This is a genomic window from Sphingobacteriales bacterium (genome assembly GCA_016711285.1).
Lineage (GTDB): Bacteria > Bacteroidota > Bacteroidia > Chitinophagales > UBA2359 > JADJTG01.
The window spans coordinates 293,892-315,037 of the sequence record JADJTG010000002.1 but is presented as its reverse complement, the minus strand read 5'-3'; the positions used below and the strand labels follow the sequence as shown (position 1 = coordinate 315,037).

General features: G+C 33.4%; 20 protein-coding genes and 4 pseudogenes. All 24 read right to left on the bottom strand.

All coding sequences use genetic code 11. The features are described 5' to 3' along the window. Entirely contained in the window at window positions 1–405 is a 405-nt protein-coding gene (locus IPL35_01550; GenBank protein MBK8442159.1) for a cytochrome C, read from the bottom strand. 1 nt (window position 406) lies between these two features. Then, complete coding sequence (locus tag IPL35_01545) at window positions 407–679, bottom strand: hypothetical protein (protein ID MBK8442158.1); 273 nt, start codon at window positions 677–679, stop codon at window positions 407–409. Continuing rightward, entirely contained in the window at window positions 669–893 is a 225-nt protein-coding gene (locus IPL35_01540; GenBank protein MBK8442157.1) for a hexameric tyrosine-coordinated heme protein, read from the bottom strand. Before IPL35_01540 ends, IPL35_01545 begins: the two co-directional genes overlap by 11 nt. A gap of 10 nt (window positions 894–903) precedes the next feature. After that, window positions 904–1,911, bottom strand: a complete 1,008-nt coding sequence (locus tag IPL35_01535) for a cytochrome c (GenBank protein MBK8442156.1) — start codon at window positions 1,909–1,911, stop codon at window positions 904–906. 12 nt (window positions 1,912–1,923) lie between these two features. Beyond that, a pseudogene (locus IPL35_01530) lies at window positions 1,924–2,294 on the bottom strand (cbb3-type cytochrome c oxidase subunit I). A gap of 5 nt (window positions 2,295–2,299) precedes the next feature. Further along, a complete protein-coding gene (locus IPL35_01525) occupies window positions 2,300–2,818 on the bottom strand; it encodes an IS630 family transposase (protein MBK8442155.1) in 519 nt (172 codons plus the stop codon). After that, a complete protein-coding gene (locus IPL35_01520; protein MBK8442154.1) occupies window positions 2,796–3,362 on the bottom strand; it encodes a helix-turn-helix domain-containing protein in 567 nt (188 codons plus the stop codon). Before IPL35_01520 ends, IPL35_01525 begins: the two co-directional genes overlap by 23 nt. A 67-nt stretch (window positions 3,363–3,429) precedes the next feature. Beyond that, window positions 3,430–4,833, bottom strand: a pseudogene (locus tag IPL35_01515) (cbb3-type cytochrome c oxidase subunit I). Window positions 4,834–4,880: 47 nt separating this feature from the next. Then, window positions 4,881–5,315, bottom strand: coding sequence for an Rrf2 family transcriptional regulator (locus IPL35_01510; GenBank protein ID MBK8442153.1), 435 nt, complete (start codon window positions 5,313–5,315; stop codon window positions 4,881–4,883). 646 nt (window positions 5,316–5,961) lie between these two features. Continuing rightward, window positions 5,962–7,683 (bottom strand): hypothetical protein, encoded by a 1,722-nt coding sequence (locus IPL35_01505; GenBank protein MBK8442152.1) that lies wholly within the window; start codon window positions 7,681–7,683, stop codon window positions 5,962–5,964. Between the two features lie 76 nt (window positions 7,684–7,759). Next, on the bottom strand, window positions 7,760–9,586 hold the full coding sequence (locus tag IPL35_01500; GenBank protein MBK8442151.1) for a ribosomal protein L7/L12: 1,827 nt from the start codon (window positions 9,584–9,586) through the stop codon (window positions 7,760–7,762). Between the two features lie 23 nt (window positions 9,587–9,609). Next, entirely contained in the window at window positions 9,610–10,233 is a 624-nt protein-coding gene (locus IPL35_01495; protein MBK8442150.1) for a hypothetical protein, read from the bottom strand. A 1-nt stretch (window position 10,234) separates the two neighbouring features. Further along, on the bottom strand, window positions 10,235–10,957 hold the full coding sequence (locus IPL35_01490; GenBank protein MBK8442149.1) for a hypothetical protein: 723 nt from the start codon (window positions 10,955–10,957) through the stop codon (window positions 10,235–10,237). Continuing rightward, window positions 10,930–12,060 (bottom strand): annotated as a pseudogene (locus IPL35_01485) (AAA family ATPase). The gene IPL35_01490 and the pseudogene IPL35_01485 overlap by 28 nt, the downstream one beginning before the upstream one ends. Before the next feature lie 4 nt (window positions 12,061–12,064). Continuing rightward, window positions 12,065–12,703, bottom strand: coding sequence for a hypothetical protein (locus IPL35_01480; GenBank protein ID MBK8442148.1), 639 nt, complete (start codon window positions 12,701–12,703; stop codon window positions 12,065–12,067). 91 nt (window positions 12,704–12,794) lie between these two features. After that, complete coding sequence (locus IPL35_01475; protein MBK8442147.1) at window positions 12,795–13,238, bottom strand: hypothetical protein; 444 nt, start codon at window positions 13,236–13,238, stop codon at window positions 12,795–12,797. 164 nt (window positions 13,239–13,402) lie between these two features. After that, on the bottom strand, window positions 13,403–13,774 hold the full coding sequence (locus IPL35_01470; protein MBK8442146.1) for a hypothetical protein: 372 nt from the start codon (window positions 13,772–13,774) through the stop codon (window positions 13,403–13,405). Then, entirely contained in the window at window positions 13,764–14,177 is a 414-nt protein-coding gene (locus IPL35_01465) for a VOC family protein (protein ID MBK8442145.1), read from the bottom strand. The genes IPL35_01470 and IPL35_01465 overlap by 11 nt, the downstream gene beginning before the upstream one ends. 181 nt (window positions 14,178–14,358) lie before the next feature. After that, window positions 14,359–15,273 carry a helix-turn-helix transcriptional regulator gene (locus IPL35_01460; protein ID MBK8442144.1) on the bottom strand — a complete coding sequence of 305 codons (915 nt, stop codon included), beginning with the start codon at window positions 15,271–15,273 and terminating at the stop codon, window positions 14,359–14,361. A gap of 33 nt (window positions 15,274–15,306) precedes the next feature. Continuing rightward, window positions 15,307–16,444: pseudogene (locus IPL35_01455) on the bottom strand (aldo/keto reductase). A 4-nt stretch (window positions 16,445–16,448) separates the two neighbouring features. Further along, on the bottom strand, window positions 16,449–17,300 hold the full coding sequence (locus IPL35_01450) for an aldo/keto reductase (protein MBK8442143.1): 852 nt from the start codon (window positions 17,298–17,300) through the stop codon (window positions 16,449–16,451). A 389-nt stretch (window positions 17,301–17,689) separates the two neighbouring features. Further along, on the bottom strand, window positions 17,690–19,408 hold the full coding sequence (locus IPL35_01445; GenBank protein ID MBK8442142.1) for an amidohydrolase: 1,719 nt from the start codon (window positions 19,406–19,408) through the stop codon (window positions 17,690–17,692). 215 nt (window positions 19,409–19,623) lie between these two features. Then, on the bottom strand, window positions 19,624–20,082 hold the full coding sequence (locus IPL35_01440) for a DinB family protein (protein ID MBK8442141.1): 459 nt from the start codon (window positions 20,080–20,082) through the stop codon (window positions 19,624–19,626). A gap of 338 nt (window positions 20,083–20,420) precedes the next feature. Then, window positions 20,421–21,101, bottom strand: a complete 681-nt coding sequence (locus IPL35_01435) for a DUF4145 domain-containing protein (GenBank protein MBK8442140.1) — start codon at window positions 21,099–21,101, stop codon at window positions 20,421–20,423. Window positions 21,102–21,146 lie beyond the last annotated feature (45 nt).

Genomic DNA, 21,146 nt, shown 5'->3' with positions numbered 1-21,146 from the left:
TTACAGACTAAAATTTGTAATGAAATAATAAGCTGCCCAACCTAAAAATGCAATCAACAAAATCCATAACCAATTAGGGATACTCTGTGGCGTTTCACTGCCTTCAATGATGAATTTTTTAGAATCTCCTTTATCGTAGGCATTTATCATTAAAGGTAAAGTACCATCTACAACAGCATTTTCTGCGATGCCTTCAATGGCGATTGCCGGACCATTGCGTACAATAAACTTTATTTTTCGAATACCTTCTCTTCCAGTTGTTGATTTGCTAACTAATTTCAAAGTATGCTCTCCATCTGTCAGTTTTCTTGTATCCAAATCAAACTGTACCGGAGCCATAAGTTCGGCAATGGGGTGGGAATCCTCATCCACAAACACTACGATTTTACTCTTTTCTTCTTTCATCTTATTGATAACTTAAGATTGATTTTTTAATGTGGTTGGCTTCTTTTTCTCCAGGCTTGATTATATATTTTATAGAATAAATAAATGTAATCACTGTTATTAGAGAGATAATGGCGATTATCACCCAATCCCAATTACTTTGTGGTCCTGCACCGTGGGTTAATCCTTGTGTAATTTTAGGTTGTTGTTTTTCGCAAACAGGACAAGCAAAGGCTGTTACCTGTACCGTTATTAATAGTACACTGACGAGAATATGTTTTATGTTATTTTTCATTTTTCCAAAAATTGTTTGCCTGAGCAATAGTTTGAAATTCAATAGCAATCACATTTGCAGATGCAATGAGTTGGGCTGTGTCATTGGCATAATCATTTCTTAATTCACTATCCGTTTGAATAGCGGCAATACTTTTTCTTGCCATTTTAATAGCCAATTCTCTACCTTCTTGTGGTGTTTTTGTGAGGAGTGTTTCAAGCCAAATTTCTTTCACATCTATAATTTTATTTGTTTGAAGTGATTTTTACAAAGTCCATTATTTTTTTAACTTCTTCAGGTGTAACGGTTTTGGCATTATTGCCCCAGCTTATTTTTTCGTGATTGATGATGGCAGTTACTTCTTCGGGAGTTAGGTTATTATCTGTTCCTACTGCATTCATTACGGCATATTCAGGTCTTGCATCATAGCCAAGCATTATTATGTTTACAAAAAGTTCCAAATTGTCCCCTAAAACGATTGGACTGCCTTTCAATGGTGGGAAAGCACCTTTTAACCCTTCGCCATTGGCTTGGTGGCAGTTCATACAATTGTTGGTGTATAATAATTTGCCGTCAGGTAAATTTGTATTGTTGCTTGTGCTTGCTTCTGGTTTTACATCTTTTTTGTATAAAAATTCCATTGGAGTATTTCCATCGGGTAGGGAAGTTTGTTTCAAGCTTTGCAAATAAGCTACAAGATTCAACGCTTCTTGTGTAGCGACAATTTTTCCATTGATGCCTTTTCGGTATGGGTCAGGTACAACCACTTCCACTTCATTTTTACCTACTTCATTTTTTACATCAAAAAGCCAAGGGTAGGCAGGCATTATTGATTTTTCAACTACAGCCCTTGGTTGATAAAGGTGCAATAAATTCCAAGCCATATTTGCTTGTCGTGTCCCTATGTTAGTCAAATCGGGACCAGTTCTTTCAGTTCCCATTAAGGTGGCAGTGTTTCTCCAAAAATCTGTTCTTGTATTGCCTGCATAATCAGCTGCAATACCGGGTCTGCTACCCCAAACTTTATCCATATCAATATTACGTACTTGTTGGGTATGGCAGGCTACACAACCATTAGCGATAAAACTTTGTTTGCCTAGAATGGCTTCTTGGCTCAATGGCTCATAATTTGGTAGCGTTGCATTATTTTCTTGGTTTCTAATTGCAGGCATTATAGCTACCAAGAAGGTTAAACCAACAAACAAACCTAATGCTGTTCTGAATAGCGTTTTATGATTATTAAAGAATTCCATTTTCTAATCTCGTTAATTTGTAACAGTCTGTTTATCTAATTCTTGTTTAGCTGCCAAAATCTCTATAGGTGATTTTGGTATTTCGATTTCTTCACTTTTACGAACCATAATACAAAAATTGTAGGCAAACAAAATATGAGAAAGCCACATCAAGGAGCCGCCAATCGCACGCCAAAGCCAAAAGGGAGCCATCAACTCTACACTTTCAATAAAAGACTTTGTGCCTTCCATCCACATCAAACCTCTAAGGGTAGAACCGTACATTAGTGGAAATGTGTAGAATAATAAGCCAATTAAAGCCAGCCAAAAGTGTGCTCCCACGGTAATTTGCGGAGGCTCTTTGCGGTGAGTCTTGGCACCACTGTATAGATAATACCAAATATATGTACTAAATAGTCCAATCAAAATATTGAAAAACATAGTCAAAACTGCATATATTCTTAACCTCATTTGAGGTTAGATTTTGACAAGTTTTTGTAATAAAATCACTGACTTGATTTAAAGAACTGCATAAAATATTTGTAAATGATCGTTTAAATTTCCACCATACTTTTTCTGCAGGATTAAGTTCCGGCGAGTATGGAGGAAGAAAAATCATTCCTATATTTTCTGGAATATTTAGTTTTTTAGCCTTGTGAAAGGCAGCATTATCCAAGACTAAAATTTTATATTCCGATGGTCTATGTTTTGATAATTCATTCAGATAAACTTGAAAAGTTTGTGCATTGCATAAAGACATTTCCATCAAGAAATTATCCCCATCCAAAGGGGAAAATGAGCCAAAAAGATAGGTAGATTTAAAAACTTGATGGTAAGGACAGATAGGTTTTATTCCTTTTGAAGTAAGTATTTTCCCATTTCTTGTAAACATTCCAAATCTTGATTCATCTTGAAAATATAGATTCACTGTTTTGTATGGGAAACTTACTGAAAGTAAAAGGTTTATACACTTTTGATGGAAGTTTTTTAAAAGCCTCCACTGCCTTTTCTTCTTTTTGACATAGACTTTTTCGGGCAACTTTTATTTTGGTATTAAAGTTTCGTTGTACATATTTCACCAAAGTAATATACTTCATATCTTTGTGTAATTCAGTATTTACCCAGTTTAGTAGTTCTGTATAACCTACAATTCCATTGCTGGGGTTGGTCAATAATTTTTCTAATTGCTCTCGTTCATTGTCCTTTATAATGGAAGGTTTAAAACCAATTCTTCCATGCTTTAAAAACGCATCTAAGCCTTCTTTTGCATAGATATTTCTCCATTTTAATACGGTGTTATGATTTATTCCTGTTAAATCAGAAACTTCTCTTTTTGAAATTCCGGTATGCTCATGCTTTTTTAACACAATAAGAATATTTATTCTTTTTGCAATAAGTGGAATACTACGCCTTTGTAAAGATTTAAGTTCTTTGATTGTTTCTTTGATTTGAATAATTTTAGGAAAAGACATATATAAATATTTTATAGTTCAAAATTAATAAAAAATCCATTTCGCAAATATTGGACTATATCTGTTTTATAGATGGTATAAACCCCCAAAGCATAAAGCAAATAATACCATACATCGTTAAATGCGAATGAGCAACAGTAAAATCAGTGAAGTGCCAAACCAAATTGGTAAAGCGGAACGCTTCTGCTGTACCTTGAAGTGAGCCTGTGAAATAGAATATGATTCCAATCAAATAAAATGGAAGGGTATAGCTAACTGAAAGTTTATTCCAAGCTCCATTAAAAGTCATCAAGAAATTGGTTGTTCCTGCTACAACAGGGATAATCATTCCTGCGCTTCCTACAATAGCAACTGTTTGAAGCCACCAGGGAATAGCACTAAATATAAAATGATGTGTACCAATTAAAGTATAGAAAAGTATTTGAGCCCAAAAAGCTAATATTCCTAAGCTATATGAGTAAATGGGTTTGTTGAGTTGTTGGGGTAGGAAATAATACATCAATCCAAGATTGAAAAGCATAAACCACATTCCCACGCCTTGATGCATATAATAACCTTGTACAATAGTTTCTCCTAATCCATTTTGCCAACCAGGCCAATAAGCAACAAAGGCTATTACCAATAAGAACATCATTGCCGAAATAATGTACCAGTTGGACACATAGATTTCTTTCGTAGTCCTTTTAGCTATTGTTTTGAAGAAATTTTGTAAGGAAATTATGATACCTATTCCAAATAGTGCCATTACAGGCCAGATGTATTCTCTGTATTCGCCACCGCCATTATTGATGCCGCCATTAAAAATATACTTCCTATAATTACCGAGATATTAATAAGAATAAGAGAATAATAACCTGGTTTTAATACTTACAATGGGTACTTTGCTAACACGTGGAATTACATAATAAGCCAAGCCCATCATTGCTAGTGAAGCCCAACCCCAAAAAACAGCGTTCGTATGCACAGGGCGTAATCTCCCAAAACTCAACCAACTGTAATGGTCAACATCAGGAGCCACGAATTTTATTCCGAGATATTCTCCAATAGTTGTTCCAAGTAATAGCCAAAAAGTGGCACAACCTAAGTGCCATAAGATTAATTTGGACAAATCAGGTTCAATATAGGGTCTGGGCTGACTTTTCTTTTTCAACTCAACAAATCGTAAAGATTCAACTTGGCTAATGTTATTAATTAAACCTCTACTGTCATTAGCTTCTTTGTTTCCAGATAATTCACTATTTGAAAGTGAAAATTCAAGCTCTTTTTTTATTTGTTCAAATTTTTCTAACTCATCAGGTCCTAAGCCTCGTAAATATTCATAAAACTCTTCTAATTCTTTTTTCTTGTGATAATAATTTATTGCCGCATAAGCTTTAATGATGACTATAAATGCAGCGACCAATATTGGAATTAATATAAGAATTATTGTAATGATAATTCCGGACTCGCTAATTATGTTTTTCGTTTCCATTTCTTAATTATACTGGATATTATTGTCCACTATTATTTCAAATTTTTTTACCTTTTCAAAAATGTCAATCCATTTTTATAATCAATCGCTAATAAATTTACTGTAGTTGTTTCAAGCATTTTCTTGAGTTCATCACGAATAACCTTAAATTGGTTATGCACAGGACAAGGTAATTTTTCATTACATTGTTTTAAGCCCAATCCACAACCTTTGTAGATATTGTCTCCATCAATAGCAAACACAATTGTGCTTAGTTTTACGTTATCTAACTCTTGTTTATTCATATAGAAGCCGCCCCTGGGTCCTTTGTCAGAATTAATAATGTTGTTTCGTGTAAGTTGCTGGAGAATTTTTGACGTATAAGCAATCGGAGATTCAATGGCTTCAGCTACTTCTTTTAGGCTTACCTTATTTCCAAGTTTTGACTGTTCAGCAATAAATATGGAAGCCTTAATACCGCATTCACAAGCCTTTGAAAACATATTCTAATTTTTGATGGAGCAAAGATAAACATTTTTTTTAATAGTGGATATATTTGTCCACTATTTTTTTGAGCGGGTTATATAATTACTCAAAGTCGTTCGTTTTTTGTTTCTTAAGTCGCTTTGCTTAATTGATTATTTTGCAAAACTTGGTGGGTCTCTATATAGTCATAATCCAATAACTCGAAAATTGTTTTTGGCTTTTTTGTTTCTAATTGAATTGGTTTTAAAGGATATACACATTTTGGTATGATATTTTCGTTATTAGAAATATGAAACTCCATAAAAATGCAAGCCTGACCCCTAAAAAGCGGCAATAAATCAAGGATTTGTACGCAAGTGGTAATTATACTCAAACAGAATTAGCCACTCAGTTTGGTGTTACCCGAAAAACTATTTCAAAATAGATTCATAGTCCGTCAGTTGAAGATAGTAGTACCATTGTCCTCATCAAGGAATCAATAATTTAACTCCAATGCAAAAAGCTAAAGAACAGCACCCAGTTTGGTATAAAATCGCAATGAGTACAATTTAATAAATTAATTCACTCTACTGACTACAGATATTGTTCAGCAAAGACTGTAGTTTAGGGATCTTGCCTTTGTTTTTTGGTGATTTTTCTCAGATTTCATTGCTTATATATCTTTCATTGACGTTTTCCTTTCATTTTGTACCTTGTAATGTCTTTTGACAATTGAGTATCTTTATTAAATGCAACCAACTCGTTTAAAATACTAGGATTTGTAATAGCCAGTTCTGAAATTATTTCGTAAGCCAGTTCTTTGGTTTGTATAGCTATTAGGGCATCTTTTTTGTGTTCATATTTCAAGGCTTTTAGAAACACTGGTTTATTTCTATCATTGGTTTCATTTCTATAAATTCTATCAATTTCTTTCGACAAAATTTGTATATCTTCAATATTTGCAAAATAATTATTGATACAATTGAAACTATCTTTTTGCGCTCGCCAGCCAGCAAGTAGGGTATCCTGAGCAGATGATTTGTCTTCCATTTTATGACGCAAAAGCAAGGAGGCTTTTACATATTGGCCGGTGGTTTTGTAATTTTCTACAACATAATTATAATGTTCAATGGCTTCTTTTCGGTTATTGATAGACTGGTACAAGTCACCCACTTTTTCGTACATCTTCAAGTCTTTATATAGGCTAATTGCATCAGAAATCATTCTCCCTTTTTCGTAGCAGGAAGCAGCTTTTTCCTTATTATTCATATATTTTAAATACAAAGCAGCTGCTTCGGGATACAGCTTTCCGTCTTCCAGTGTATTTGCCGCCATTTGGTTATTTTTCAACAATTTCATATAAACAAATGCAGCTTTTTCAAAATTTTTATCCTTAATAAAATTGGTTGCTGCTTGGTAATACTGTTGTCGCAATTTAGCCATCGAATCGTCTTGCAAAAGCACGTTTCCACTACCTCTTGCCCCGCTATTGCCAAATAATTTAAACGATTTCCATCGTTGACTCAAACTAAACGTGCCTTTGTCTCCGCCTCTATTTGTGCCTTCGCTATCAATCGGGATGGCATATTTTAATGCCTCTTCGGGGTCGCTATTAAACAATTGCATCAACTTTTCCATTTCTGAAAGATTTCGTTTTTGCAATTCTTCAAAATCATTTTCTAACCTTTCAAACAGCTTACCGCTAGAGGGAAGTATATTGGCCAAATTTAAGACCATAGTTGTAAACCAATTTGATTTTTTGTGTTGCTTTACGCCTGCTCCTGATTCAGAAGATATAAAAACCGATTTTAAAAGACGGTATTTTATCTTTTCTTGCCAATTGAGCGGCTTTTCAATAAAAGATTCCTTCATAGGAAATGAGTTCTTCTCCAGGTTCTGTAATTGTTCTTCTGGAGGTAATGCTTTTAATTCAATTTTCTGAACGATTTGAGGGCGAAAAGCAGTAATATGAGGCTCTGAAATTACATAGTTTTGCGGCACTGGGATTTCTAAAAAAGCTAGCCAATCAATTGGGTTTTCTAGTTCAAATAAACCAAACTCTGGATGAAAAATGTGCTGACATTTTGCAAATAAAATTGCTATTTCGGAAGGATTTAATTTTGGAAATAAGATAGAAAGTTCGGGTATAAATAATCTATCATCAATGCATTGGCAATACTGTACATTCTGTAAATTAAAATTGTTTGAAATGACTTGCTTCATATACACAAAACAACCCCAAATAGAATCTCCACTTGTATCAGCACTCGCAAAAACGGGAAACGTATTTATATCCACCTCTAAAATCCCAAGCTGATAAAGCCATTGTTTCATATCAGTGCCTTTAATCAATATACCTTGTAGAGGATAGGTATTCTTTGAACAAGGGTTAATTCTTAGATTCATTTTGCACTATTTGGGTTATAAATTTTTGAATATAGTTGTCATAAAATTCGTGGGTAGAAATGATTGTTTGCTCTTTTTATTTCCATAAAAAATCTATCTTACAACCAATATCTCGTAGTTCTTTTATCATTTTTTCGGCATCGTCATTTTTCATATACAATGCAAATTGAATCGGTGCGGTATCTATAATTTCTTTTGCATCCTTTGAGCCTATGCCACTATAATTTTTTAGAATTTTAATCGCAGTTGTTTTTTCGAGACCGCTAGACTGGAAACGAAATGTGAAATATGGGATACTATAAAAATAATCATTTCCTGCAAAATATTTTTCTGTAGCTACCCCTAAAGCAATATCTATTGTCGAAGATATATATATTGCAGGAATAGCCGCATTGCTACTTATTAGCGTAAAAAAGCCGTTTTCATTAAAAGATATTTTGGAACCTTCGTTAAATACAAAGGCTTTTTTTGTAGAATCGAATTGAGCCTGCACTTTAGGCTTTATACTTCTTCTATTGTAATGGAAAAATTGCAGGTTTTGTATTTCATACTTTAATTGTAATTGATGAGCGTTGAATACCAGCCTATTCTCTTCAGTTATATATACCTCGGTAAGTTTTTTTAGTACATTCAATACTAACCCTTGAGAAACAGCATTCAAATTGATACGTTGTTTTTGCCTTTCATTATAAGAAGGATAGAAATCAGTACTAATAAATTCTTGGCTTTCAATTTCAATAATATTAGTCATAAAATTTGGGCTAAAGGTATATATATACTGATTTCTAACTAGGAAAGTAAACTGTTCTTTTAAGAATATAAACTCATTGAACTGTGTAGATTTCCATTCACTAAAATAGACTTTGGCATATTGCAATGTTTCTAAATCTGTAATAATAACCTCTCTATTTTGCGGATTGAATGAAAGAAAAAGTATTATTCCTTTATCTGTTTTCCCAAGTTCGTATTTGCTATTTGTGGGTACATTTTTCAAAACCAATTGGCAACCCTTTTTGTTCGAGTTATTTCCAAAATTTACAATCCTAAAGAGGCATCTATTAGAAACAAAGTACACTTCGTTTCCAATAGGAATCGATCTGCCTCTTTTATTAGGTAAAGGGAGCAACAATGGGTAAACTTCATTTAATTCTGGTTCATAGGGAATATGTTTTGGCTCAGAAGGTTTTGGTGATTTTTTCCAAAGTTTTCCTAAATGCAATTTAATGTTTTGCAAATGTTTGAAGGCATTGTTTTTGTTTTTATAAAAGCAAATGTCTCCTTCTATATTAGTTGTAATGATATATTTGAAAAGGGAGTTATTTTCTGCTAATAGTTTAGCTATTTCAGGATATTTAAGACCCTCGGGAGTAGTAATATAAAATATTTCTAATTGCTTGTTTTGTTTATTAGATTCCAAAAAAGTGGCAATCCCTTTATAGGCATTCAAGCCAATAGCAACCTGTTGTAACCCGTCTATAACATTGCTGGCTTTTTCGTACTTCAGTGGTAGAAAAGTATCTCCAACCAAAAACAACTTGCTTTCGCTCTTTGATTTTGGATGTTTGGAAATAGCCAAACTACAGGCGTAGCTTAATATTTTTGGAATGCCCCAAGTTTTCAATGAAATATCTATCAGAATAATTCTTTGCAATTTATCGGTAATCGGTGGCATTTCTCTATGTAAATACAAGGCTTCATTATTGGCCAATCGTGACATAAAAAGCAAGTCATCATTTGCAAATTCAGATACTAAAAGTTTATTGAAATCACCTTTGTTGGATAAATCTGACACTCCGCCCAAAGCTTGTTCGCTAGGATGGGCATTAAAAATAGGAACACTAAATCCTGCCCAAATAGGTTTTATTAATGCGCCTATTTGAAATGTTTGCGAATTGGCCATCAATTCTTCTACAAAATCTTCGTAGATTACATCGGTTGCAGATCAGTATCTAATTGTGGGAATAAGGCTTCTTCAATTTCGGGCAAATCGCCCATTGCATCTATTATAGTCTGAATGCTTGTAAAATTTCGGGAGAGAATCTGTAAAACCTTAATATCTCTTGCATAAATATTTTCAGTCAACGCTTTTGACTTTTGAAAGCTCGTCCTTCTTTTTCTCTCTCTAATAACATTTACTATACCAATTGATGTAGCATAATTGGCTCTATTGTGCGCATTTTCAAAAATGGTTGTTAATAGTATTTGTTTTCTTTTACCTATTTTATATTCATTGGGTAGGGATTGCAAATTGCTAAGAAAGATAAAACTTTCCTTTAAATATAAATCAGTGTACAGCTCTTTAAATTTTGATGAGGATAATAATTTATACACAAAATCTAAAGAATTATCTTCCGTTTTATTGATTGCTATCATCGCCAATAAAATAGCCCCAAAAGAAGGCAATCCTTTTTCGGCAAGGGAGGTTAAAATAGGTATTAGTTCTTCTGTATAAGTAATTGTGCTCCCTCCATTGATAGACAATACTTCGGCTTCATCCTCCCAGAGCCAAAAATATTTCTCATAAGATCGAAAATAATCATTGGCATTCATATCAATTTATTTTAAGGGTTTGTTTCCAGGAGGAGATGGATAATGGCTTAAGCATCATTCTATCAATCAAACAATAACTGTCTTCTGAAGTCCACCAAATCCATTGAGATTGGTTGAGATTGAGTTTTATTTCTATGAATTTTTCCAACAATGGAAATTCAAAATGAAGCCCCACTGGAAAAATGAAATTACCTTTTTGCCAAAATGTTTTGCCGTCAACAGGCAGCATAGGTTCACCAAATATTAATGCATTTTCATTATCGATCAATACCCATTTCAAAGGGTTTAAACGAATAGCCGAAGCATTTACAATGTACTTATTTGAGGTATGAATATTTACCAATAGAACAGTGGCCTTTTGTTCCTGTTCAGTGGATATAAGTTTAATTTCTAATGATTGATGAATTCCAAAAAAATTGTGATTGAAATTAGACAATTCAATGCTCAATGCCCTTTCTATTGGTGTCCATAAAAGATTAGGCATTTTTCTGAAGGGCAAAAGACTTCCCTTAGGAAACAGTAAATTGTCTTTATTTACAAATGTTTTTGTAAATGGAATAGACAGCAATTCGGCTGAGGATAATTGCCATTCTGAAAAATTTTTTATCCAAATATAGTTTCCTTCGGTAGCTATTTTCAAATTGTCCCAATGCCTTATTTGTCCCAAATGTTCCTTATGAACCGACTCAATTTGTACTAAATGGTCTGTAAAATTTTCTGCCATAAATTTTCTATTTCAATTTGAATGTATTGCTTTTGCTCCACATTTTTAATCCAAGCACACCTATTTTGTACGTAACGAAGTTTGTCTTTTATTACATTTTGTTCTTCATAAGTTAAAGTATTGTTTTGCCATTTATCTTTTAAATACTGTACTTCTTTCATTACTTCCTCTGGATTTGGAGCTTTGTTTAAAAGTGCCTGTGGGTGGGATTTTTCCTCCTCCTCTTTGTCAATTATATTATTAATAATGCCTTCCAGAATTTCTATTTGATCTTCGGTATCCCAAATATATTTCAGTACCCACATATCGGTTTTTATTGCTTCAGTTCGGCCACATATTAATGCACTTGCTGCTATTAGATTTTGTAATTTTACAGCTCGCCTGTCCGAAACTTTAATGCCTGTATTTCTCAAAGAATGTACAATATCAATATACAATTTTCGGATAGGAGTTAAATCTATATTACGTGCTTGTAATTGTAGGGATCTTATCTCATTGGATGTAATAGTCTGTATTTCTCTTTGACTATTATTTTCCAAACTCCAACCAGCCAAAAGCACATCGTGCAACTTATCTGGATCTACATAATCACATTTAGCCCTTATTAAAAATCGGTCAAGCAACGCATTCAAGGACTCCTCTTCGGGCAATACATTGCTAGCCCCTACAAACATTAATGTGGGCAACTTCTTTGTTTCTTTACCTCGCCTAAATATTTTTTCGTTCAATGCCATCAACAAACTATTCAAAATAGCACTATTGGCATTAAAGATCTCATCCAAAAAAACCAAAGAAGCCTCAGGCAACATACCTTCAGTATTAGTAATGAGTTCCCCTTCTTTGAGTTTTCCGAATATCAAAGGGTCCAAAAATTTCATTGGGTTCGGTAAATCGTGTCAATAGATATTCAAAGTTTTTTCCATCTTCGATACATTGCGATAGCATTTTTACAATGGCACTTTTAGCCGTTCCAGGAGGACCAAGAAGAAAAGCATTTTCCTTGCAATCAAGGAAATACCTAGCAAGTCAATAATCTCATCTTTACCAATAAATGCATGCTTTACATAATTTAGCACCGCATTGAGTTTATTTAAATTTTCCATTTAATTAATCTGATTTCTTAAATTCATTCCAATATTTATCGGTATAATTACCAAGTGTTGCTCTAACCTTTTCAAGCATTTGAGGCAATTCAGCCCGTTTTCTATCTTTTTTTTCAATCACTCTGTCAATATACAATTGTTCCAAACAAGGATTACTAAAAATCGGATCAAAATCTAAATTGTCAAGCGTTAATATTAATCCAATTCCAGAATAATGCCATTGGTTTAAAATACTTTCAAGAATGGGAATCACCTTATCCTCAGGGTCTATCAGTTTGGCTTCTGATAAAATTTGAGGTAAAAAACGCAAACATAAATCCGCCGAAAGTATAGCTTCTGTAGTAATTGGCTGTGCAAATAAGGGCAATAAATTTGTTAATTCTGCTACTTGATGCTCTCGGTACAATAAAATTTGGCAAGCGGTATAAATTGTTTTTGCTGCCCACAAAGCCGATTCTGCATTGTATTTGGGTGTAGAAAAAGGATGATTTTTAGACTCAACAAAAAATTCAATTTGCAGAAATTCCTTTACCAACGCTTCATCATCTGCATTAATATTAAGCAACTTATCGTACAAAATAATTTCTTCATTTGTTCGAAGTTGATAAATTGTCTCGTAAAAATAGTGAGGCATAATATTCATTTCTTTTACACAATATTAATATCAAACAAAGATCCAACTTTTGATTGCCAATACATAAATTTTTTTGATATTATACCCAATAAAAATTGCTTCAGCAGTTTGTTTTGTGTTTTGTTTCCGTTCCATTTTGTTTGTTGGTAAATGGATCAAACCCATTATTAAGTTCTATATTATCAGGAAAGAGTCGAAGCCCTTTACTGTAAATGTCTGTTGCTGCATCAAATGCACGGATAGTTTCGTGTAAATACTTTCCATAATCAATAAAGTAAATAACTTTAGATGAGTCAATTTCAATTGCCCTTTTATAAAATTTCCAAGCATCTTTTTGTGCAATAAAAGTAAAATTTGCAGTCACGTTTGCGTGTTTCCAATAGACCTCTGCACTGTCTTTATTAGTTTTTAGTTCGCTTTCATATCGGTTTTGTTCGTCATCAAATAGTTTACTGTTTTTTGATAAGTTGTCCACCTGTCCGTTTACTATTTGTCCAACTAAAATGATTAGTAGAATTCCGAAAATTTTGATTGTTTGTGTCATTGTCTGTGTCGTTAATAAATGGCTGAAATAAGTTCTTGACTTGGCGATGTGGCGGAAGTATTACACTAAAATTCAATAGAATTACTGCTGTTGAACCTTGCATAAATGTTTCATAGAAGCACTTCACCGCCATTTTGCCGAATCGATGTTGTGCGTATGTGCTTTTATTCTACTTCCCATTTCCCCGTTTCTTTTGCAATGTCAATTAGTTTTTGTCCAAATTCAGTCATCAAACCTTGTTCGGTCATTCTAATTGCTCTTTCTTTATTCCGTTTTCCCCATTTGCTTTTTGGGTTTCTTGGTGTAAATTTTAAAAAACAACTTTCTTTGTCTCGGCTTTGTGCTTTACTGTCTACCCAACCAAAACAAAGTGCATTCTCAATAGCATCGTGCCAATGTACACTTGGTGTTTTACTTGCTTTGTGGTAAACAATAAGCCAAATTGATTTTTCAGTCTGACAGTTTTCTTTCAACCATTCACGCCATTCAGTTAAAGAAGTTGCATAAAATGTCAGAACTCCGTCTTTAAGCTCCATTCCTTTTCTCTAAAATTTCTAAATAATGTGGATTGGTCATAATTCCCAAAATATTTCCAAAAGGGTCTATAACAGAAGCTGTAACAAAACCGTTTCCTCTGTCAGTAATTGGCTGAAAAATTTTCGCTCCTAAAGATTGTAGTTGGTTAAATATTTCTTGTAAATTGTCAACGTGCCAATAAACTGTTACACCCGCTGGTTTGTCACTAATATTTTGTGGTGCAAATTTACTGTCTATTATTCCAAGTTCTTGCTGATAATCTCCTATACGAAATTCTGCATATCCTGGAACTTTGAAATAAGGCTCTATTCCTAAAAAATTTGTGTACCATTCAATTGCTTCATTATGATTACTTGCATAAAAATTTATTGTCGATATACCTTTTAATTGTTTTTTGTCCATTTGCTTATTTTTTTATTTCTGTTAGGTTCTGTCAGCATTACGCACAACGGTTTGGGGCTTGGCGAAGTGGGGGAAATCGAAGCACAAATGGTCAGTTTTGCACAAAAGTTCTATCGAAGAACTACCGTTGATTTTAGCACTGTGCAGTTAGCAGTAGTGCTTCTTTTATGACTTCTTGTTGTCAATTAAATGATTGCTTAAATTCTAATGGTGTCAAGTCTGTTTTCTTTTTGAAAAGTTTATTGAATGATTGCGGAAATTCAAAGCCTAATTGATACGCTATTTCGCTTACAGACAAGTTGGTTGTTGACAATAATTCCTTTGCTTTTTCAATTAGTTTCTCGTGTATGTGTTGTTGTACGGTAAGTCCTGTTAGATTTTTCAGCAAATCACTTAAATAGGTAGGTGACAAATTAAGCTGGTCAGCAATATTTTGTACAGTTGGTAATTTGGTAGTATTTGCATCAAAATAGTTGTTCAGAATTTCCTCCATTTTTAACAAGGTATCATTGCCTATGTTTTTTCGTGTTAGAAATTGTCGGTTATAGTACCTGTCAATATGCACCAATAACAATTCAATATTTGCTATCAAAACATCTTGGCTAAATTTGTCCAAATTGTTTTGACATTCTTGCTCTATGGATTTGAAAATATTTAAAATGATTTGCTCTTCTTTTTCCGACAGAAATAAGCCTTTATTGTTTGAATAAGAGAAAAATCCGTAATTGTGAATATTTTTCGCAAGCGGATAACCTCGAATAAAATCGGGATGAAAAACAAATTTATATCCTGTTGTCTTTATATATTCAACATTATCCGAACTGAAAACTTGGTTTGGTGCCGTAGCTACTAAAGCTCCACCGTCATAGTCAAAATCTGTTTGTCCATATTTAAACCTGCAATTCATACTTCTTTTAATGGAAACGGTATAAAGATTATCAATATAGTGTTTCCAAAAAGGCGCATACGCTTCTACCAATTTAATTTCTTCTAAATTAATGATGCTGATTAAAGGATGTAATGGTGCAGGTAAACCACACAATTGATGAAAGTGTGCAACAGATTTAATTTTAGCGATATTGTTTTCTTGATTCATTTCTACTTTTCTAATAATTATAATTCAAATTTACTATTTTTTTAATGGAGCTTCAATTCCTGAAATTGCTTGTACAGCAGGCGGAAATCTTTCACCAAATATTTGTATGGTATTTAATTCTTCATTAAACGCTTTCCAATCTGTTGAGAACAATTTCACATTGTCTGCTCCAATATTGTCCATCAAATGAGCCATTTGTGTAGTTCCTGGAATTGGCACTATCCAAGGTTTTGAGCCAACAACCAAGCTAACGAAATTTGTGCAAGTGTTACTTCTTTTGCATCACTCCATTTTTTACCAGATTTATTAATGGCATATTTTTAGCAATATTTTCGGGTGTAAATCGAGTGGTTAAACCTCTAAAATCTCCTTGTGCAAATCGCGTGTTTTCATCAATTGCTCCTGTTAAAAAGCCTACACCAAGTGGACTCCAAGGAACAAATCCAATTCCTAATTCTTCACACATTGGAATAATTGCTTTTTCTGCACCACGCCACAAAAGTGAATATTCATTTTGTATGGCTGTGACTGGATGTTCATTGTGGGCTCTTCTTATGGTTTGTTCGCCAGCTTCAGAAAGTCCGTAATGCAATACTTTCCCTTCTTTTATCAAATCTTTGATTGCCCCAACTACATCTTCAATTGGCACATTTGGGTCAACTCTGTGTTGATATAATAAATCAATTCTGTCGGTACGAAGTCTTTTCAGCATCGCTTCTACAACAGTTTTGATATGCTCGGGTTGGCTATTCTGCTTGCCGGTACGCTTTCCGTCTTCGCCAATTTCAAAACCAAATTTTGTTTCTATTACAATTTTATCTCGAAAAGATGCAGTTGCTTCGCCCAATATTTTCTCACTTTCAAAAGGTCCATACGCTTCAGCCGTGTCAAATAATGTAACACCGTTTTCAAATGCCTTATGAATGATATTGTGCATTTCTTTTCGGTTTGGAATGGTGGTTTGATAAGTTCGCCACATATTTTGTACGCCCAATCCGATAGCTGAAACTTCTAATTTCCCCAATTTTCTTTTACCTGATAAAATTGGTTTTTTATCATTTGCATTTGCTATACTTTCTGTTTTTACATTCTGTGTAAAAGCATTTAGCGGAAGCAATGCACTACCAGCAATTGCCAGTCCTGTCGTTTTTATAAGATCTCTTCTGTTCATAATGTTAGTTGTTTAACTTTCGTTCGCTAATCCATTTTACCATATTTGGGTCTCTGTGGTCAAAAAACAAACTGGTTTTATTGTCCAAAGTTTGAATTGTTTGCATTTCTGTTTCAGAAAGTACAAAATCAAAAATATTAAAATTTTCAGCCATTCTTTCTTTTCTTACCGATTTTGGAATGGCAACCACTCCTCTTTGTGTTAGCCAACGAAGTATAACTTGTGCAACAGATTTATTGTATTTTTCAGCAATAGTTTTTAAAATTTTATTGTTGAAAATATCATTCTTCCCTTCTGCAAAAGGTCCCCAAGATTGAATTTGCACATTGTTTTCTGTCATAAATTGTTGTGCTTCTATTTGTTGATGGAAAGGGTGGGTTTCAATTTGATTAACTGCTGGAACGAAACCACTATTAATAATCAAATCTATTAATCTGTCTGAATGAAAATTGGCAACTCCAATAACTTTAATTTTTCCTGCATTATACAATTCTTGCATTGCTTTCCACGATCCAAAAACATCGCCATAAGGTTGGTGCATAAGGTATAAATCCAAATAATCTAATTGAAGTTTATCTAATGACTTTTGAAAAGCAAGTTTTGTTTTTTCATAACCCATATCTTCAACCCAAAGTTTGGTTGTTATGAAAAGTTCTTCTCTAAAAACTCCACTTTTTTTAATAGCATTTCCAACGGCAACTTCGTTTCCATAAGAAGCCGCAGTATCAATTAATCGGTAACCTGTTTCAATAGCTTCAATAACCGCTAGTTCGCATTCTTTTTGGTCAGGAATTTGGAAAACTCCAAAACCTAATATTGGCATTTCAATTCCGTTGTTTAATGTTATGTTTTGCATTTTTTAATTTGTTTTAAAATTGATAATGCAAATGTCCGACAACTAAATTTTTAAAAGTGTCCAAAATGGGAAATGTTGTATCCAAAATTTATTTTCAATTTATGTCTAACGGTTTTGGGCTAGCCGAAGATGGGGAATTTGAAATACGAATATTCAAATTTACGACAATGTTCAATAGAAATCGAAGATTCAGCGAAGCTAATTCCAAATGCTCAACTCTGCTATTCTGCCCCACTTTTGGCAAACCTATGTTGTGCGTTCGTTCTTTTATTTGATGCTATTTTTTTAATATTTATTTTGAAAATACAACTACCTATGATTCTCTTTATCAAAAGTTAGTTTGGATATTTTGAGTGCTATGAGATTAATTTTTGCTCTAATTCCAATACTTATTTTTTAAAAACTGTTTTACCTTCTTTGATCGATTCTACAATTTTTATTTTATTAATATTCAAAGGATTTACTTTTAGAGGATTTTGATCCAATATCACAAAGTCAGCGAATTTACCTTTTGTTAGTGTTCCTTTTGTATTTTCTTCAAAGTATTGGAAAGCAGCCCAATCTGTCAATGTTTTTAAACCTTCATAGGGTGTAATCCTTTGATCTGGTCCCAATATTGCTCCAGACCTTGTTATTCTGTTTACAGTAGCATCTAATACCCGCATAGAATTTGGAAAAGTAACAGGTGCATCGTGATGTGAAGTTAAGTTAATCCCTGCATCTATGACATCTCTACAAGGTGAAATATAATCGGCTCTCGGCTCTCCCAATACAGAATTTTTGTGCCAATCGCCCCAATAAAATGTGTGCATTGGAAATAGTGATGCAATCATTTTTTGGCGTACCAAATCAGGAATTTGATCTTTTCTTAAAGTTTGACCGTGTATTACTACAGTTCTATGGTTTGGGTAATCAAAATTTTTTTCAGCCAAATCAATCGCCTTAATATATTGATCAATGGCCGCATCACCATTAGTATGACATAATAATTGCCATTTGTTTTTAAAAGCCATTGCTACATAATCATTTGCTTGTTGGTCGGTCATTACGCCTTGTCCTTTATACTCTGCATTTTCGCCTTGTGGTGGTATGTGATATGGGTGCGACAACCAAGCTGTTTTGCCTTGTGGCGAACCATCTAATGTTAATTTTACTCCGCCAATTCTGTATTTATTCTTATATTGATGGGTTGCACTATAATATTGGCTTTTCATTGCTTTTTCTACTCCCAATGCAATATCAGGATAAGAAACTATGTCTAAATAAAATTTATGATTGTTGGCAGCAACTTCCAATTGCTCCATTTGTTGAAGTGTTGTTCTACCATCTTGCACAGTTAAATATCCATTTTGAGCATATTCAATCAAAGCTTTTTCGAGAAATAGGTTATTTACTTCTGCATCACCTTTGCCAAGTATTGGAAATAGTATTTCAAAAGCAGCGGCTTCTTCTAATACGCCATTTGGTGTGCCATCGGTATTTCTACGGTATTTTCCACCAGAAGGGTCTTTGGTGTCTTTATTGATTCCCAACATTTTCATAGCAAAGGAATTAATAACTGCAAGATGACCAGATTGATGTATGATGATAATGGGTTCGGTTGTGCTTACTTTATCCAAATCAGTTGCTTTGGGATGGTCTCCTTCTTTTAGTTGCGAATCATCATAACCGTTGCCCATAATCCAACCGAATTTTTTAATTATCATTTTGCCATCAGGTGTTACTTTATATTGATTCAAAGCATTGATAATGGAATTAAAATCTGCAGATAGACCATCAGGCGGCGGCAGTAAATTTGCAATTGATGCTGTAAACCCAACATTTACAAAATGACCATGCCCATCTATAAAAGCTGGTAATAATGTTTTTCCTTTTAAATCGACCATACTGTGATTAGCACCTGCTAATTTTAAGGCTTCGGCTTTTTTGCCTACATAAACAATTTTTCCGTTTTTGGCAACTACTGCTTCTGCATACTCTGGCATTTTGCCTTCCATAGTTACAATATCACCATTGTAATATATGGTAGCCTTTTGTTGACTAAAACTTTTTATTGAAAAAAGCAGTAAAAAACTAAATAATAATTGTTTTAAATTTAGATGCTTCATTTTAAGGTTTTATTTTTTTTAGTTATTTAATCTTAATGATGTTGGTTTAGAATGACGCACAACGGTTTGGGGCTTGGCGAAGTGGGGAAATCGAAGCACAAATGTTCAATAAACCACTAATGTTGATAGTAGTACGAATGTTCAAATTTAGCACTTCTGCCCCCATTTTTGCAAAACCCTCGTTAGCTGTTTGTTGCTTTTGATTTGTATTCGTGTTATAAGTATCTTTCATTTATAATTTTAATATGGTGTAGAATATGTCCCATCATTATCAAACCTAAAGCTCTTGCACTGAAATTGTGAGTAACACCATTTCTCAGAAATTTACTTTGTTCTTCTGTAATATTCTGAAAGAGCAGATTTGAATTTCTTCTGACTACTTGAAATTCCTCAAGCAAACTTTTCATAGTTCTTGAAGTTACATCAATATTAGAAGCATATAAATTGTCGTCCATACTATGTAAAGGCGTTTTGTTATCTCCTCTCAAACAAACGAGAGCTCTATATGCAAATACTCTTTCTGTGTCAATAATATGCATTAAAACTGCTTTTATTGTCCACTTGTCAGTTCCATATTTATAATTATGCTTTTCAAATGGAATACTATTGAAAAAATCAATTGTAAACTTTGTGTTTTTTATAAAGATTTCTTGAAAATCTCCTAATTCAACCAAGTCAATATAACTTTGAAAATAAGGTTATATTCTATTTCTTTTGGTCTATTCATTTCGGTTTCCTTTTTATAATTTTATGAGGATTATTGTCTTATAATGACAGCTAACGTTTTCGGGCTTTGCGTTCGGGCGGGTTTCTGGACACGAAACCGTCTAACCTACATTGCAAAGCCCTTTACGAGCGATTGGTAGAGAAAGGAAACAACAAAAAAGCAGCCCTCATAGCTGTATGCAACAAGCTCTTAAAATTAGTTTTTGGTGTAGTAAAAATCAAATCCCTTACAGCAAAAATTATTTAGAAATTTCTATGTAATTTTCTTGGTTTTTTGCACAGTTCGTTATGTGGCGTTATTTGATTTATCTTTCAATTTCTTAAGTTTCTGTAATAGATTTTCGTATTGATATACTGCTTTTAGAATTTCTTTTGTAAATTCTAAAGAAACTTCAATTTCATCTTTACCTATTTCTGAAAATGTCTGTGCTTCAATATGAGCCGCATCATTACCTAAAAGTCGCAACTCATTCATTCCACTTAATAATTCTTGAGGAATCAGAATCTTGCTACCTAGTTCTTCTAATTTTTTAAATAAGTTTTTACCTGTTGCACCTCTGTCAATACAAATTTCTTCAAGAGTTTTTCTAATCATTATAGCAGAGGCAATAAAGCAAGAGTTTGAGTGACATTTAATTGCTTCTTCAAATGCGTTCAATACTTTTTTAGGTATATTTTCTTTGTCAAATGGAATTGTTTTAGTTGGAGAAGTAATTAGTACGTTTTTGTTATTGTCAGATATGAAGAATAAATGCCCTTGACATTTTTCATTAGGACATTTTCTTATACCCAAAAAATTTTCAATTATATCAATATTTTTACCTAGGTGTTGTTCGTATTCACTATGATAAGTATGGACATCGTGACCTGCGATAGGGATAAAAGTTCCAAAGTGTCCGCAGTGTGGACATTGTGTAGCAATGTTTGTTGTGCTATCGTTTTTTGTGCTTGTAAAAGTAATTTTCATATAGTTCGGTCTTTATAATGCCACATAACGTTTGGCTTGCTGTCG

Bases quoted from the DNA above. Each gene is read 5' to 3' on its own strand.
- IPL35_01550 (MBK8442159.1), bottom strand. From the start codon at position 405: ATGAAAGAAGAAAAGAGTAAAATCGTAGTGTTTGTGGATGAGGATTCC.
- IPL35_01545 (MBK8442158.1), bottom strand. From the start codon at position 679: ATGAAAAATAACATAAAACATATTCTCGTCAGTGTACTATTAATAACG.
- IPL35_01535 (MBK8442156.1), bottom strand. From the start codon at position 1,911: ATGGAATTCTTTAATAATCATAAAACGCTATTCAGAACAGCATTAGGT.
- IPL35_01520 (MBK8442154.1), bottom strand. From the start codon at position 3,362: ATGTCTTTTCCTAAAATTATTCAAATCAAAGAAACAATCAAAGAACTT.
- IPL35_01510 (MBK8442153.1), bottom strand. From the start codon at position 5,315: ATGTTTTCAAAGGCTTGTGAATGCGGTATTAAGGCTTCCATATTTATT.
- IPL35_01505 (MBK8442152.1), bottom strand. From the start codon at position 7,683: ATGAATCTAAGAATTAACCCTTGTTCAAAGAATACCTATCCTCTACAA.
- IPL35_01495 (MBK8442150.1), bottom strand. From the start codon at position 10,233: ATGAATGCCAATGATTATTTTCGATCTTATGAGAAATATTTTTGGCTC.
- IPL35_01490 (MBK8442149.1), bottom strand. From the start codon at position 10,957: ATGGCAGAAAATTTTACAGACCATTTAGTACAAATTGAGTCGGTTCAT.
- IPL35_01480 (MBK8442148.1), bottom strand. From the start codon at position 12,703: ATGAATATTATGCCTCACTATTTTTACGAGACAATTTATCAACTTCGA.
- IPL35_01475 (MBK8442147.1), bottom strand. From the start codon at position 13,238: ATGACACAAACAATCAAAATTTTCGGAATTCTACTAATCATTTTAGTT.
- IPL35_01470 (MBK8442146.1), bottom strand. From the start codon at position 13,774: ATGGAGCTTAAAGACGGAGTTCTGACATTTTATGCAACTTCTTTAACT.
- IPL35_01465 (MBK8442145.1), bottom strand. From the start codon at position 14,177: ATGGACAAAAAACAATTAAAAGGTATATCGACAATAAATTTTTATGCA.
- IPL35_01460 (MBK8442144.1), bottom strand. From the start codon at position 15,273: ATGAATCAAGAAAACAATATCGCTAAAATTAAATCTGTTGCACACTTT.
- IPL35_01450 (MBK8442143.1), bottom strand. From the start codon at position 17,300: ATGCAAAACATAACATTAAACAACGGAATTGAAATGCCAATATTAGGT.
- IPL35_01445 (MBK8442142.1), bottom strand. From the start codon at position 19,408: ATGAAGCATCTAAATTTAAAACAATTATTATTTAGTTTTTTACTGCTT.
- IPL35_01435 (MBK8442140.1), bottom strand. From the start codon at position 21,101: ATGAAAATTACTTTTACAAGCACAAAAAACGATAGCACAACAAACATT.